Annotated in this window: 13 protein-coding genes; 9 read left to right on the forward strand and 4 right to left on the reverse strand. The window is 73.3% G+C overall.

The window, feature by feature from the left end:
* Nucleotides 1-10 precede the first annotated feature (10 nt).
* Nucleotides 11-619 (forward strand): response regulator, encoded by a 609-nt coding sequence (locus ACWEJX_RS13600; RefSeq protein ID WP_451607620.1) that lies wholly within the window; start codon nt 11-13, stop codon nt 617-619.
* A gap of 128 nt (nt 620-747) precedes the next feature.
* Here the strand turns inward: ACWEJX_RS13600 and ACWEJX_RS13605 are convergent, their stop codons facing one another.
* The 4 genes from ACWEJX_RS13605 to ACWEJX_RS13620 all read right to left on the reverse strand — a co-directional run bounded on the left by ACWEJX_RS13605 (nt 748) and on the right by ACWEJX_RS13620 (nt 6,226).
* A complete protein-coding gene (locus tag ACWEJX_RS13605) occupies nt 748-1,992 on the reverse strand; it encodes a sensor histidine kinase (RefSeq protein WP_451607621.1) in 1,245 nt (414 codons plus the stop codon).
* Between the two features lie 96 nt (nt 1,993-2,088).
* A complete protein-coding gene (locus ACWEJX_RS13610) occupies nt 2,089-3,573 on the reverse strand; it encodes a SagB/ThcOx family dehydrogenase (RefSeq protein WP_451607622.1) in 1,485 nt (494 codons plus the stop codon).
* Nucleotides 3,574-3,617: 44 nt separating this feature from the next.
* Complete coding sequence (locus tag ACWEJX_RS13615) at nt 3,618-5,939, reverse strand: TOMM precursor leader peptide-binding protein (protein WP_451607623.1); 2,322 nt, start codon at nt 5,937-5,939, stop codon at nt 3,618-3,620.
* The gene (locus ACWEJX_RS13620; protein ID WP_451607624.1) at nt 5,936-6,226 is read right to left on the reverse strand and encodes a hypothetical protein; all 291 of its coding nucleotides are present in this window, start codon (nt 6,224-6,226) and stop codon (nt 5,936-5,938) included. The genes ACWEJX_RS13615 and ACWEJX_RS13620 overlap by 4 nt, the downstream gene beginning before the upstream one ends.
* 340 nt (nt 6,227-6,566) lie before the next feature.
* On the opposite strand from ACWEJX_RS13620, the gene ACWEJX_RS13625 reads away from it, so the two are divergent.
* From ACWEJX_RS13625 to ACWEJX_RS13660, 8 genes are all read left to right on the forward strand, one after another.
* On the forward strand, nt 6,567-8,117 hold the full coding sequence (locus ACWEJX_RS13625) for an acyl-CoA carboxylase subunit beta (protein WP_451607625.1): 1,551 nt from the start codon (nt 6,567-6,569) through the stop codon (nt 8,115-8,117).
* 14 nt (nt 8,118-8,131) lie between these two features.
* On the forward strand, nt 8,132-8,305 hold the full coding sequence (locus tag ACWEJX_RS13630) for an acyl-CoA carboxylase epsilon subunit (RefSeq protein ID WP_451607626.1): 174 nt from the start codon (nt 8,132-8,134) through the stop codon (nt 8,303-8,305).
* Between the two features lie 77 nt (nt 8,306-8,382).
* A complete protein-coding gene (locus ACWEJX_RS13635) occupies nt 8,383-8,640 on the forward strand; it encodes a DUF6059 family protein (protein WP_451607627.1) in 258 nt (85 codons plus the stop codon).
* 96 nt (nt 8,641-8,736) lie between these two features.
* Nucleotides 8,737-10,485 carry a fatty acyl-AMP ligase gene (locus ACWEJX_RS13640; protein ID WP_451607628.1) on the forward strand — a complete coding sequence of 583 codons (1,749 nt, stop codon included), beginning with the start codon at nt 8,737-8,739 and terminating at the stop codon, nt 10,483-10,485.
* Nucleotides 10,486-10,503: 18 nt separating this feature from the next.
* Nucleotides 10,504-12,300: an acyl-CoA dehydrogenase family protein gene (locus ACWEJX_RS13645; protein WP_451607629.1), complete on the forward strand. Its 1,797-nt coding sequence runs from the start codon at nt 10,504-10,506 to the stop codon at nt 12,298-12,300.
* Nucleotides 12,297-12,620, forward strand: coding sequence for an acyl carrier protein (locus tag ACWEJX_RS13650; RefSeq protein ID WP_451607630.1), 324 nt, complete (start codon nt 12,297-12,299; stop codon nt 12,618-12,620). The genes ACWEJX_RS13645 and ACWEJX_RS13650 overlap by 4 nt, the downstream gene beginning before the upstream one ends.
* On the forward strand, nt 12,617-12,976 hold the full coding sequence (locus ACWEJX_RS13655; protein ID WP_451607631.1) for an acyl carrier protein: 360 nt from the start codon (nt 12,617-12,619) through the stop codon (nt 12,974-12,976). The genes ACWEJX_RS13650 and ACWEJX_RS13655 overlap by 4 nt, the downstream gene beginning before the upstream one ends.
* A complete protein-coding gene (locus ACWEJX_RS13660; RefSeq protein WP_451607632.1) occupies nt 12,977-13,879 on the forward strand; it encodes a 4'-phosphopantetheinyl transferase family protein in 903 nt (300 codons plus the stop codon).
* Nucleotides 13,880-14,003: the final 124 nt, after the last annotated feature.

The raw sequence follows: 14,003 nt of genomic DNA on the forward strand, positions 1-14,003 counted from the left end.
GGAACTTACGTTGGTCATCCGGGTGTTGCTTGCCGAGGACATGCACATGGTGCGAGGCGCCCTGGTGGCGCTCCTCGAGTTGGAAGAGGACATCGACGTCATCGCGGAGCTGGCGAACGGCGACGAGATCGTCCCCACGGCGCTGGAGCAGCGGCCGGACGTCGCTGTCCTCGACATCGACCTGGCGGGCATGGACGGACTCACCGCGGCGGCCCAGCTGCGCGACGTGCTGCCGGAGTGCAGGACGCTGATCCTCACCAGCCTCGGCCGGCCGGGAACGTTCCGGCGGGCGCTGGCCGCAGGGGCGCGCGGGTTCATCCTCAAGGACGCGCCGCCGCGTCAACTCGCCCAGGCGATACGCAGAGTCGCGCAGGGAGAACGGGTCGTCGACCCGGATCTCATGGTGGCCGCGTGGGACAGCGGGGACAGTCCGCTGACCGAGCGGGAGACGGAGGTGCTGCGGCTGGCGGCGGACGGCGCCGAGGTCGCGGAGATCGCGGGCCGGCTCTACCTGTCGGTGGGCACCGTGCGGAACTACCTCACCTCGACCTCGGTCAAGCTGAACGCCCGCAACCGGCTGGACGCGGTACGGATAGCGCGCGAGGCCGGCTGGCTGTAGGGCCTGTCCGGCGCACCATGGCCGGACAGGCTATAGGTCGTTCCTTCCGGATCTCGCCGGGCTCCCGACGCCCGGCCGCTGATCCGGCCCGATCCGAAAGGAACGGCCCAGGGGCAGGAACCGCGTGCTCACCCCACCAGGCGCTCGTCGTCGGAGGCGTCCGCGTCCGGCGCCGGTGCCTCGTGGGCGTCCGCCGCGGCCGTGGCCTCCAGGTGGAACCAGCCGTCCTCGCGCACCCCGGCGGAGAAGGTGCCGCCGACCTCGGAGAGCCGCAGGGCGAGGTTGGACAGGCCGCCGTTGTCCCGGGTGAGCTGCTCCGGGCAGCCGCGGCCGAGCTCGCGCAGCCGCGGCGGCACGCCGTCGTTGGCCAGGCGCAGGCTGATCACGCCTTCCTGGGCGACCGCCTCGATGGTGCAGCGGGAGGCCTTGCTGTGCCGTATCACGTTGGTGACGCCCTCGCGCAGCACCGTCGCGAGGACGGTGTCGGCGCTCCCCGACAACCGGCCGCAGTCCACCCGCAGATGGGCGTCTATGCCGGCCGCCGCCAGCACCGAGCGGGCCGAGGACACCTCCGTCAGGAGCGACATCGAACGGTAGCTCCGGGCCACCTCGCGGACGTCCCGCAGGGCCTGGCGTGACAGCTCGACGATGCTCTCCAGCTCCGCCCTGGCCCGCTCGGGCGAGCGGTTGACCATGGTGTGGGCCAGCTCGCTCTTCAGCGTGATCGCCGACAGGGTGAAGCCCAGCAGGTCGTGCAGGTCCCGGGCGAACCGCAGCCGCTCCTTGATGACGGCGACGCGGGTGATGTCGTCCTGCGCCTCGTGCACGGCCAGCGTGAGGTCGGACAGCAGCGTGAGGCTGTACACGATGATGCCGGTGACCAGCGTCGACATCATCATGTACAGGACGTCGACGACGCTGCCCCCATGGGTGTGGGCGGTGCCCACGCCGATGGCCACGATCAGCGTGCCGAACGCCGGGACCGCCACCCGGCGGGGCAGCAGGATCAGCATGGACGCGCCGGTGAAACCGCCCATCCCGCCCCACGGCCCGCCGAGTAACAGCACGGGCACGACCGTGAGCAGCGCCTGCCCGAGCAGCGTCCACCGTCCGTATCTGGTGCGCAGCCGGCGGAACCGCGGGAGGGTGTGGACCAGTTGGAGTCCGAGGATCGCGGGCAGCACGGTGACGCTGCAGGCGACGGTGACCGCGGTGAGCGTCTCGTTGAGGATGTCGACGATCTGCATCGTCAGGAACGCCGCGATGACCGTCCAGACCACGACCAGTGCGAAGCGGGGCGCCGGAGCCTCGATGCCGAGGACCCGGACTCCGGGTTCCTGCCTGACTGGGCTCTCCATGTAACGGTCTGTCATGGCTCTCCCTCTGGTCACACCGGTTGCCGGCAACGGTCGATGGTAATGCCGTACCTTGACGTTGCAGACAACTATGCGTGGTGCGACGGTGGTTGGTCAGTCCCTGGAGGACACTTCGCGTTCCTCCGGGAGAGTGCCGAGGATGAACTCGCCGACCGCGGACTCCTCCCGCCAGTCGAGACCGAACGCCTCCGCCGACAGCTGGGTGGTGCCGGTGCCCAGCGCGCACGGTGCCAGACCCATGCCGGTCGCCAGCAGGTACAGCGTCTGCTGCACCACGCCGACGTGCTTCAGCGTCAGCGCGTACGCGAGTCCGCTGTACTTCCAGGAGACCCGGGCGAACCGGGCCGTCAGGGTGAGCAGCAGCGCGGGCCGGGCGCTCATGCCCGCGCCGGCCTGTGCCTCGTCGAGGAGCGCGGCGGCCAGCCGCGCGCGGTCGGGCAGCCGGATCAGCGCATGGTCGACGGGGTCGTAGTAGTAGACGCCGGGTTCGAGGCCGGCGCACCGGCCCACGGTCAGATAGCACTCCAGCTCGTAGCGGGCGCCGCCGCTCGGGTACGGCCGGCGCTGCGGCTCGTGCGGGGCGGCGGCCGCGCCGGGCCCGGCGGGCTCCCGGACGCGCAGGGAGCGGTGGAGGATCTCGCCGAGCTGGTGGAGCGTCAGGTCGGCGGAGCCGTGGTCGCGAACCGAACGTCGCCGCTCCAGGACCTCGGTCAGGGAGGTGTCCCAGTCGGGGGCGCCGGGGCCCGGGCCGGGCAGCTTGGTACGGGGCCCGGCCGGTGGCCGCTTGATCCGGGGCGGCTCTTCCCGGCGGCCCCGCAGCGGGTAGGTGGCGCCGAAGTCGCCGTCGCGGCCGCCGGGGCGGCTGCTCCAGTGGAAGCGCAGGTCGTCGGCGGACCACGGGAGCAGCGCGGGGTCGTGGTCCTCGGGGAAGACGGCGTCGCGGGGCTCCGTGGGCTGTTCCGCGACCTCCACCATGCCGGTGGCGACGAGGTGGGAGACGAGCGCTCCGACCACCGGGGCGGCCAACGGCGTCCGCGCGGCGGCGCGTTCGAGGGTGACGGGCCGGCTGAGCATGCTGATCAGCCAGCCCGCCTCGGGCCGTGCGAAGACGGCGCGGAACTGCGACAGCGGCGACTCGAGGACCATGTCGTGGCCGTTGGAACGCAGCGCGGCGAACCGCGACAGCCGCATCATGCGCCCGGCCGGCACCGGCACCGGATCGAGCCGGGCGCCGGTCACCGTCGGCACCACGGACAGCAGGGGCCGCTCGCCGTCCGGCGCGCCGACGGAGCGTACGACGAGCCCGGTCAGCTGCCGCAGCGCCTGCAACAGACGCAGCCGGGCGGCGAGTTCGTCGACGCCGGGCACGTTGTCCAGCTGGACGGGGCCGAGCAGCATGCGGCGCAGCGTCTCGGTGAGCACCGTTCCCGGGCGCGGGATGCGCAGGTCGCCCCACCGGGAGTGCAGTACCAGGGCGGAACCCTCCGGGAGTTCCTCCAGCAGGGTCTCCTCCCGCAGTGACCACAGTTCGATCGAGGGGGCGGGCGCTGAACTGCCCGGGGGTTGCACGGGTGGCACGATCGCTCCTGCTCGGGGCTCGGCGTTGCGCGGCTCGGCATCGCTCAGACAAACAGCGGTATCGGGTTCAGTTCCTCGTACGGCGTCGGCTCGGGCAGTCTGCCGAGGGACACCGGGACGTCGAAGAGCCTCCCTGGGGCGAACCGGGGCCAGAAGTGCCGCAGACCGGGAACCAGGATCCGCACCACGGGCAGGCCCAGGTCGGGGCGGGTCTGATCCAGTATGCACACCTCAAGGCCCTTGCCCTCGATGGTTCGGCGCAGGTTCTGGAACTCCTCCAGCACGCCTCCGGCGCCGCTCAAGGCGTAGTCGAGCGGGGTGCGAGCGGGGACGGCGGGATCGGGGGCGAGGTAGGGCATCGCGTCCCGGGCCGCGGTGCGCCACCAGCGCAGGGCGACCGGGTCGGCACAGGCGTACCCGGTGCCGTCCGGGTGGGAGCCGAGGACCGGCGGGAGCATCTGGTTCAGTTCGGTGACCGCGCGGGAGAGGGCGATCGCCGGGTCGGGGTGGGCTCCGAAACCGAAGACGATGTCCTCGGGGGCGCCGACGCCCCGGTCGGTGCGCCGGGACAGCGCGGCGAACACCGGCACGCCGAGGTCCGAGGTGAGGTCCAAGGCCCAGACCTCGCGGTGGAGTTCCCGGTGCGTCCGGAGCACCTCGGTGGTCCAGTGGTCGGCGAAGGCGGTCAGGTCGACGCCCGGCTGGCGGGTGCGGTTGTACCACCACAGGGCGACGGCGTCGCGTTCGACGAGTTCGAGGAGACCCTGCAGGGCCGCGTCCTCCAGCGAGCTGCCGGCCGCGCAGCCGTTGGAGTCCGCGCGGACCATGCGCCGGCCGGCCGCGTCGGGGACGTGGTAGTAGAGCAGCGCGGCCGGAAAGAGCACGTGCCGCTCCCGGGTGAGCGACCAGACCGGCGACCAGTCCAGCTCGGCGTCCGGGTCGAACACCTCGGCCACCTGGTGGAACGGATGGCCGCCGGCGTTCCACCGGGCGCGCTCGGCGATCTGGCGCTCGTGCCAGAGCTGGCAGTCGCCGGGGTGCACGGCGTCCGGTCCGAGCGTGCGCAGCGAGCCCCGTACGACGGACTCGTCGCCCTGCCACCGGCCGCTGATCCGCTCCAGCGCCTCGCACAGCGCGCCGACCCGGGCGTCCAGCGGCGTCCTGCCCTTGCCCGAACTCTCCTGGCGCAGCGAGGCGTTCAGCTCGTTCATGTGGCGGGGCGCCAGGGCCAGGTTGTGTCCCGCCCGGAAGACGTTGAGGAGCTCGGGACCGCGCCGGTCGCGGCGGATCTCCTTCACGACGCCGGTCACCGGGTCGACCAGGTGGCCGTACCGGTCGAGGACCGCCTGCGGCGACAGCGCGCGGTGGCCTCCGGAGGTGCGTACGGTGCGGTGGCCGCCGGTCAGGACGACCGGCCGGGCCGCCTGGCGGGCCATCAGGGAGGGGTCCCCGCACTCGGGGCACTGCGGGCGCCGGGTGAGCGGGTGCGACCGGCTGGTCAGGTCCAGCGTGTCGAGGGTGACCACGCGGTCCTGCTCCTCGCCGCGGTGTCCCGCCAGCCACTTGACGCACTCCAGGGCGGCGAGCTGGGCGCCGAGCGCGAGGGTGGCCGGAAGCCCGGCGTGCGGCACGTCCACCGCGGCCCCGCCGTGCGCCACCCGGACCGGCGCCTCGGCGCAGCGGTGGGCGCGAAGCCGGTGCGCCAGGCAGTTCCAGCAGGCGCCGGACGCCGTGCCGGGCCGGAACACCGGGCCCACCCACAGCGTGGTGCCGCACAGCTTGGCGAGCAGCCACGGGCGCCCGTCGGCGCGGCGGGCCGCGTCCACGGAGGCCAGCCGCGGGTCGAGGTAGTCGGCACAGACGACCAGGTCGAGGGTGGCGGGAGCGTCGCCGGACCCGGTGTCGCGGGTGGCGGGAGCGTCGCCGGACCCGGTGACGGTGAGCCCGGCGCGACGGCACGCGGCGGCCGGCCCGGAGTCGTCCAGGTCGCCGACGGCGACGATCCGCACCGTCCCGGTCCCGTCCGGGGCCTCGGTGCCGGCGAGGTCCCAGTACGCGCGGGCCGCGGGATCCTCGGGGCCGCTGTCCCGGGGCGGACGGTGGCCGAGCAGACCGCAGCGGGTCAGTTGCCCCACGATCTGCGCGACCCGCGCAGGGGGAACGACGGGCGCCGCGGCCTCCAGCAGGGTGGCGAGGTCACGCGTGCCGTCCAGCAGCGGCGCGACGGCCGCGAGATGGGGGCCGCGGACCGCGGTGACCCCGTGCTCCGACATCAGATAGACGGCGTCCCCCGAGATCACCTCCAACCGCAGGTGGCGCTTGAAACCGATCAACGGCGCCCGCTCGTTCCTCCTGCGGCCGGTCATATCGTCAGGGCCTCCGCGCCGCGGCCGGCGATGCCGTTCTCGACGTCGCAGATGCTCAGGCAGGAACCGGCCGCCGGGGCGTCGGCGGGCAGCAGCTCGAAGCGGTCCACGACCACGTCGAGTTCCTCGGCCAGCGGCAGCGCGGGCGCGCTCTCCCCGGGCAGCGGCCGGATGCCCGCCTCGGCCAGGACCTGGTACGGGTTCTGTTCGTAGCGGCGGCGCAGGGCCGGGTCGGTCCAGGCGCGGACGATCAGCTCTGCGAAACGCCAGTCCTTGTCGATGGACATGCTCTTCCTCCGTTGATCCGGCCGGATCCGGCCGCGAGTCGATGGACGCTGGAGCCGTGTTCAGGCAAGGAGTAAACGAAATCCGAGCGATCCTTGACCAGTGCCGCTCTCACGGGCGCACCGTGAAAAAGTCATAGCGAGAGCCGGGAGCCCCGCACTACCGGCCGGGCCCGGGCGGATGCCAGGCTGCGCGCCACACGTGTGCCGTCCTGGGACCTGTCCGGCGGATCAGGGTCGGACAAGGCCCCCGGGCCCGCCGCGCGCGTGTCGACCGGATCTCCAGCCCGTTCCGAGGTGCCTCTCCCAGCGTGACCGCAGCCGTCGCGCGGAGGAGGATGCCATGACCGCACGGGAACGGGTCGCCGAGCTGCACGAGATCCGGGAGCGGATCCTGCGGGGCCCCGATGACAAGGCCACCGAGGCGCAACACGCCAAGGGCAAGCTGACCGCGCGCGAGCGCATCGCACTGCTCCTGGACGAGGGTTCCTTCCACGAGGTCGAGCCGCTGCGCCGGCACCGCGCGCAGGGCTTCGGCCTGGAGACGAAGCGGCCCTACACCGACGGGGTGATCGTCGGCTGGGGCACCGTGCACGGGCGGACGGTGTTCGTGTACGCGCACGACTTCCGGATCTTCGGCGGCGCGCTCGGCGAGGCGCACGCGCAGAAGATCCACAAGATCATGGACATGGCCATCGCGGCCGGTGCGCCGCTGGTCTCGCTGAACGACGGCGCCGGCGCCCGCATCCAGGAGGGGGTCACCGCCCTCGCCGGCTACGGCGGCATCTTCCAGCGCAACACCAAGGCGTCCGGCGTCATCCCGCAGATCTCCGTCATGCTCGGCCCGTGCGCGGGCGGCGCGGCGTACTCGCCGGCGCTGACCGACTTCGTCTTCATGGTCCGCGAGACCTCGCAGATGTTCATCACCGGCCCGGACGTCGTCAAGGCGGTGACCGGCGAGGAGATCACCCAGAACGGCCTCGGCGGCGCCGACGTCCACTCCTCGGTCTCGGGAGTGTCCCACTTCGTCCACGACGACGAGCGGTCCTGCATCGACGAGGTGCGCTACCTGCTGTCGCTGCTGCCGCAGAACAACCGGGAGGCGCCCCCGGCCGGACCGGCCGGCGACCCCGTCGAGCGCCGCAACGACGCGCTGCTCGACCTGGTGCCCGCCGACGGCAACCGCCCGTACGACATGCGGGAGGTGATCGAGGAGATCGTCGACGACGGAGAGTACCTGGAGGTCGGCGAGCACTGGGCGACCAACGTCATCTGCGCCCTCGCCCGGATCGACGGGCATGTCACCGGCCTGATCGCCAACCAGCCGAAGTCGCTGGCGGGCGTGCTCGACATCGACGCCTCGGACAAGGCCGCGCGCTTCGTCCAGACCTGCGACGCGTTCAACATCCCGCTGGTGACGCTGCTCGACGTGCCGGGCTTCCTGCCGGGCGTCGACCAGGAGCACGGCGGCATCATCCGGCACGGCGCCAAACTGCTGTACGCCTACTGCGCCGCGACCGTCCCGCGCATCTCGCTGATCCTGCGGAAGGCCTACGGCGGCGCCTACATCGTGATGGACTCGCGCTCGATCGGCGCGGACCTGGCGTACGCCTGGCCGACCAACGAGATCGCCGTCATGGGAGCCGAGGGCGCGGCGAACGTGATCTTCCGGCGGGAGATCGCCGCGGCGGAGGACCCCGAGTCGATGCGGGCCCAGCGCATCAAGGAGTACCGCAGCGAGCTGATGCACCCGTACTACGGGGCCGAGCGCGGTCTCGTCGACGACGTCATCGACCCAGCCGAGACCCGTGCCGTACTGGCCGCCGGACTCGCCATGCTCCGTGCCAAGCACGCGGAGCTGCCCAGCCGCAAGCACGGCAACCAGCCCATGTGAGGAGACTCCCGACGATGTTCGACCTCCGCATCGAACGCGGCACACCCACCGCCGAGGAACTCGCCGCGCTCACCGCCGTACTGGCCGCCCGCCTCGCCGCCGCCGGCCCGCCGTGCGAACCCACGCGCCTGCCGGGCCCCCGCCCGGCGGAGTACCGGTCTCCCCTGAGCTGGCAGCGCGCGGCCTGAGTTCGACTTGAGCGCCTGGTGCGAGGCTGGCGCGGATCCACCGGACCCCACCAGCCACGCACCAAGGAGGAGGAACCATGTCGCCCGCCACCGAGCGCTCCCTGGCCGGCTTCCTGCGGCAGCTCGCGATCCTCGGGGTGATGTACGGCTTCATGCCGCCCGCTCCGGTCCTGGCCCAGCTGCTGAGCCCCCAGGACGGGGCAACGGTACGCCGTCCGCCCGGGGCGGCCCACCCCGAGAAGGTCGTCGGCGACCGCCCGCTCAGCGAGGCCGAACTGGGCTTGTCGCGGCAACTGCGCCGGGTGCGCATGCTGTCCCGGCTGAAGGGCTGGTGAACGGAGGCGGACGCGGTCTCCCGGACTTCGAGCCGGGCTTGAGCGATGGCACACACGCTCGACTGGTGCAGGGAGACCGGACGTAGAGGAGTTGTGGTGGCCAGAGCTGCTGATTTCACCGACCTGCTGCTTCGCCGGGGCGCGGAGCTGGCGGACCGCGAGGCGTACCGCCTCACCGGGGACGGCGACGACGTCATGGTCACCTACGGCCGGCTGGACCGCACGGCGAAGGGGATCGCCTCCCGGCTCCGGCAGCACCGGCCGGCCGGGTCGCCGGTGGTGCTCTGCCACGGCGACAACGCCGGCTTCCTGCCCGCCTTCCTGGGCTGCCTGTACGCCGGGGCGGTCCCCGTCCCCGCACCCGCCCCGAGCGGCACCCGGCAGTCGGTCGAACGGCTCGTCGGCATCCTCAAGGACGCCGCCGCCGCGCTCGTGCTCACCGACACCCAGCACGCGCCGGCGGTCTCCCAGCTGCTCGCGGCGGCCGGCCAGTCGCACATCCCGTGCCTGGCGACCGACCGCCCGCATCTGGGCGACCCGGACAGCTGGGAGCGCCCCGCCGTCCCGGCCGACCAGCCGGCGTTGCTGCAGTACACGTCCGGCTCGGTCAGCCGGCCCAAGGGCGTCGTGGTCAGCCACGCCCAGCTGCTCGCCAACCAGGGGGCCATCCAGCGCGCCCTCGGCACCGGCGAGGACTCCCGGTTCGGCGGCTGGCTGCCGTTCCACCACGACATGGGCCTGATCGGCCAGTTGCTGCACCCGCTGTTCCTCGGCGCCTCGACCGTGCTGATGCCGCCGCGGGCCTTCGCCCTGCGACCGCTCCGCTGGCTGCAGATGATCGACCGGTACGGCGTCACGGTCTCCGGCGCGCCCGACTTCGCCTACCGGCTGTGCGTCGAGCGGGTCACCGATCAGCAGGCGGCCGAACTCGACCTCACCCGCTGGGAGACGGCCGTCAGCGGCGCGGAGTCCGTCCGGGCCGACACCCTGGACGCCTTCGCCACGCGGTTCGCCCCGGCCGGACTGCGCCCGGAGGCCCTGCGCCCCGGATACGGCCTGGCCGAGGCCACCCTGCTTGTGGCGGTCGGCGGCACCGGCCCACGGCCGGCCCGGCGCACCGTGGACGCCGCCGCCCTGGCCGACAACCGGATCGAGCCGACCGTGCCCGGCCGGCCGTCCCGCACCTTCGTGCCCGTCGGCCCGGTCATCGACGAGGTGGAGGCGCTGATCGTCCACCCGGAGACGCTGTGCCCCCTGCCGGAGGGCGAGGTCGGCGAGATCTGGCTGCGCGGGAGCAGCGTGGCCGGCGGGTACTGGAACCGCCCCCTGGAGAGCGCCGAGCTCTTCCGGGCCGCACCGGCCGGGGCCGGCCCGGAAGAGGGCGGCTATCTGCGCACCGGCGACATGGGCTTCCTCGACGACGGCGAGCTGTTCGTCGCCGGCCGGCTCAAGGAGGTGCTGGTCGTCGCCGGGCGCAACCTCTACCCCCAGGACATCGAGCAGCAGGTGCAGAGGCTCAGCGTGCTGTTCGGATCGGCGGCCGCCTTCGCGGTGGGGGAGGAGCAGGACCAGGTCGTCGTGGTCCAGGAGGTGCGGACCAGCACGCGCGGCGGGGCCGAGGAACTGCCCGCGCTCGCCGACACCGTACGGAGCTGCGTGGCCGAGGAGTTCGGCATCGCCGTGCAGCACGTGCTGCTGGTGCGGCCCGGCACCGTACGGCGCACCACCAGCGGCAAGCTGCGGCGCACCGCGATGCGTCAGCTGTTCCTCAGCGGCCGGATCAAGCCGCTGCACGCCGTGGCCTCCGGCCCTGTGGCGGGGGCCGGCCGACCGGGCCGTCCCTGAAGGCGGGAGAGGGCAGCCGTGGGCGAGCAGGAGCACGAGGTACGGCGACGGATCGCCGAGCTGGAGCGCGGATTCGGGGATCCCGCAGACCCGGACAACCCGGTCGGCGTCGCCGCGTTCGTCGCCGCCGACAGCCGCGGGAAGCCCCTGACGGCGGCCGGACGGCTGCTCGAACGGTACGGGCTCAACGCCGAGTTCGTCCCCCGTGACCTCGGCGGCCGGCTGACCGGACTCGACACCCTCGCCCGGGTGATGCGGGTCGTCTTCCGGCGCGACGCCGCCCTCGGGCTCGGCCACGGCATCACCAGCTTCCTCGCCGCGGTGGTGGTCTGGGCGGCCGGCAGCCCGGAGCAGCGGCGAACCGTGGCCCGTCTGTTGCTCACCGGGCGCCCTCTCGTCTCCGCCTACCCGGAGCTGGCGGCCGGCAGCAGCTTCCTGTCCAACGAGCTGACCGCCACCGCCGACGGCGCGGGCGACGGACCCGGCGGCTTCCGGCTCAGCGGACGCAAGGAGGCGCTCAACAACGTCGAACGCGCCGCCGCCCTGGTCCTGTTCGCCCGCACCGGCACCGGCCGGCACAGTCACTCCGCGCTCCTCGTGGAACGGGACGCGCTGCCCGCGGGCGGCGTCACCGCGCTTCCCCGGCACCGGACCTCGGGCATCCGCGGCTGCCAGGTGGCGGGCATCGAGTTCGGCGACTGTCCGGTGCCGGCCGACGCGCTGGTCGGCGAGCCCGGACACGGACTGGAACTCGTCCTGCGGATCTTCTCCGTGACGCGCGGCGTCGGCCCCTCCGCGGCCCTCGGCTGCGCGGACACCGCACTGCGCACGGCGGTCGCCTGCGCCGTGGACCGCGGCGTGGTGGGCGACGCCGCCGACGACGGCACCGGCCCGCAACGCGTCTCGCACGCCAGGAGCACCCTGACCGGTGCCTTCGTCGACCTGCTGCTGTGCGACTGCCTGGCACTCGTGGCGACCCGCGCGGTCCACCTGGTTCCGCAGGACGCCGGACTGTACGCGGCGGCCGTCAAGTACCTGCTGCCGCAACTGCTCACCGACACCTCCTACGAGCTGTCGACCCTGCTGGGCGCCGACTTCCACGCCCGGAACGGGGCGTACGCCGCCTTCCGCAAGAACGTGCGCGACCTGCCGATGATCGGGCTCGGCGCGGCCGGCTCGGCGGCCTGCCGGGCCACGGTGATCCCCCAACTGCCCCGCCTCGCCCGCACCGAGTGGTGCGCGTCCGCCGCCACGGGCGTGGACGGTCTGTTCCGGCTGGAGGCCGACGGGCTGCCCCCGCTGGATCTCGGCCGGCTCAGCCCGGCGGCCGGTGGCGACCCGCTGGCCGCCTCACTGGCGCTCGCCGCCGACGCCCCGGGCCCCGAAGGCGACCGGCCCGCCGAACTCGTCCGGCTGCTCGCCGGGGAACTCGCCCTGCTCCGGGACGGCTGCGCGGGGCTCGACCGGGACGGCCGCTCCGCGCTCGCCGACCCGCGCGGCCACGCCCTGGCCGAACGCTACGCGCTGATCCTGGTCGGCGCCGCCTGCCTCGGTGTCTGGCGCCACCAGCAGTCGGCGGGCACCGGTTTCCTGGCCCGCCCGGAGTGGCTGGAGGCGGCGCTCGCCCGGGTGCTGCGGCGCCTCGGCACCGGCCTGCCGAAGGCCACCTCGGACCACGAGGAACCGCTGCTCGCCGAGTTGTTGGCGAGGTACCGCGAGCACCGCAGCTACGACCTCTACGACACACCCCTGGCCGGCGCCCCCGGCGCGCCCGGAGCAGAGCGAGCGGCACGAGAGGAAAGGGAAGACCGATGACTCACCGGACGTGGCAGCGGCGGCATCTGGTGCTCACCGCGCTGGACGGTACCGAGCACGAACTGCACGCATGGCTGGGGGTGCGGCTCCAGGCGGGCGCGCCGCCCGGAATCCACGAGGACGACGACGCTGGCCGGCCGCTGCTCGACTTCGGCATGGACTCCGTACGGCTGCTCGGCCTGATCGGCGCGCTCGACGAGGTCTTCGGGCTGGAACTGGAGCCCGACGAGATCTACGCGGCGGAGACGGTGGGGGGTCTGGCCGCATACCTCGCGGACCGGGCGACCGCCGCGGGCCGCGGCGGGCGGGCCGCGTCATGACGGTCGGCACCACCACCGCCGGCACGGTCACCGGCGCCGCGGTCGCACCGAGGCTGCGCCTCGCCCTGCTCGGCGTCAGCGGAATGACACCGGAACTGCTCGACGGCGAGGCGCCCGGGGGGCCCGCGGAGCACGACGGCGCAGGGGAGTACGACGGCGCTCTGGACGAGGAGCTCCAGCTGGTGGACGACCTCGACTTCGACTCCGTGATGCTGCTGGAACTCAAGTGCCAGCTGGAGCGGCGGTTCCCCGAACTGGGCGAACTGTCGATGCCGGAGATCCTGCCCGAGCTGCGCACCGTCGGCTCGATCCTCGGACTCCTCACCCGGCGGCTCGCCGCGGTCGGGGCGGTCTGAATGGTCTCCTCACTCGACCCGGTGACCGACCCGCGGATCCGGCGCGTGTTCGCCCGTCCGATCCAGGTACGCGGACCGGACGGTCCCTGGGCGCAGGTGCGCGAGGCGGTCTCCCGGCACGGCAGCGCGCTGGTGCACGCCCGGCTGGACGACTGGCTGCCCGCCGACCTCGGCGACCCCGGCCTGCCCGAGCGGCTCGGGCCGGACCACGCCCGTTTCCGGCGCATGCGGCACCCCATGGTGAAGGCCCGGTTCGTGGCCTCCCGGCTGATGCTCAAACACACCGCCGGAGCGGTCCTCGGCGAGCCGCCGGGGGCGCTGGAACTTGCCTACAAGCTGGGCGGACGCCCGTACCTGCGCGGTCACGAACAGCTCGACATCAGCCTGACGCACACCGCCGACCTGATCGTGGTCGGACTCACCCGGCGGGGCTGGATCGGGGTCGACGCCGAGCTGAACGACCGCCGGATGACCGGCCTCGGCACCGAGGCCCAGATGTGCACCCGGCACGAGCTGACCGAGCTGGCCAAGCTCCCCGAGGACGCGCGCAACCGCGCCCTCGTCCGGCTGTGGACCCTGAAGGAGGCGTACAGCAAGGCGATCGGCCAGGGCATGCGGTTCCGCTTCACCGAGTTCGGCTTCGGGCCGCAGGACCGTCAGGCACGGGAGGTGCTGCTCCCTGACGGTTCGCCCGGCACCGGCGACGAGTGGAGCTTCCACACCTGCGAGGTGCGGGGGCGCTACACGATCAGCGTCGCCCTGTACGACTCCGGATTCGGCGAGGGCGGTGACGGTCTCGCCGCCCTGCGCGTGTCCGGCGGGCTGCTGGCGGAGTTGTTGACGGGTCCATCATCCGGCGATCGGCCGGAATCCACCAGTGCGGAGTTCACGCCCGCCACGTGAAGATCTCACCTCCGTCCGCAGGCGCACACTCCTGTCCGACTCCTGAAGATCTCACTGTTCGCGGCACGCTCCCCGTGCCAAGATCCGAAATGACCGGACGCACCCGCAGCCCGGCATTCGCGGA

The organism is Streptomyces sp. NPDC004788 (assembly GCF_053601115.1).

What these genes read in the sequence shown, in the direction of transcription:
- ACWEJX_RS13630 (WP_451607626.1), top strand. Translation starts at nt 8,132, where the DNA reads ATGTTCGACCTCCGCATCGAACGCGGCACACCCACCGCCGAGGAACTC.
- ACWEJX_RS13660 (WP_451607632.1), top strand. Translation starts at nt 12,977, where the DNA reads ATGGTCTCCTCACTCGACCCGGTGACCGACCCGCGGATCCGGCGCGTG.
- ACWEJX_RS13655 (WP_451607631.1), top strand. Translation starts at nt 12,617, where the DNA reads ATGACGGTCGGCACCACCACCGCCGGCACGGTCACCGGCGCCGCGGTC.
- ACWEJX_RS13615 (WP_451607623.1), bottom strand. Translation starts at nt 5,939, where the DNA reads ATGACCGGCCGCAGGAGGAACGAGCGGGCGCCGTTGATCGGTTTCAAG.
- ACWEJX_RS13625 (WP_451607625.1), top strand. Translation starts at nt 6,567, where the DNA reads ATGACCGCACGGGAACGGGTCGCCGAGCTGCACGAGATCCGGGAGCGG.
- ACWEJX_RS13620 (WP_451607624.1), bottom strand. Translation starts at nt 6,226, where the DNA reads ATGTCCATCGACAAGGACTGGCGTTTCGCAGAGCTGATCGTCCGCGCC.
- ACWEJX_RS13605 (WP_451607621.1), bottom strand. Translation starts at nt 1,992, where the DNA reads ATGACAGACCGTTACATGGAGAGCCCAGTCAGGCAGGAACCCGGAGTC.
- ACWEJX_RS13635 (WP_451607627.1), top strand. Translation starts at nt 8,383, where the DNA reads ATGTCGCCCGCCACCGAGCGCTCCCTGGCCGGCTTCCTGCGGCAGCTC.
- ACWEJX_RS13650 (WP_451607630.1), top strand. Translation starts at nt 12,297, where the DNA reads ATGACTCACCGGACGTGGCAGCGGCGGCATCTGGTGCTCACCGCGCTG.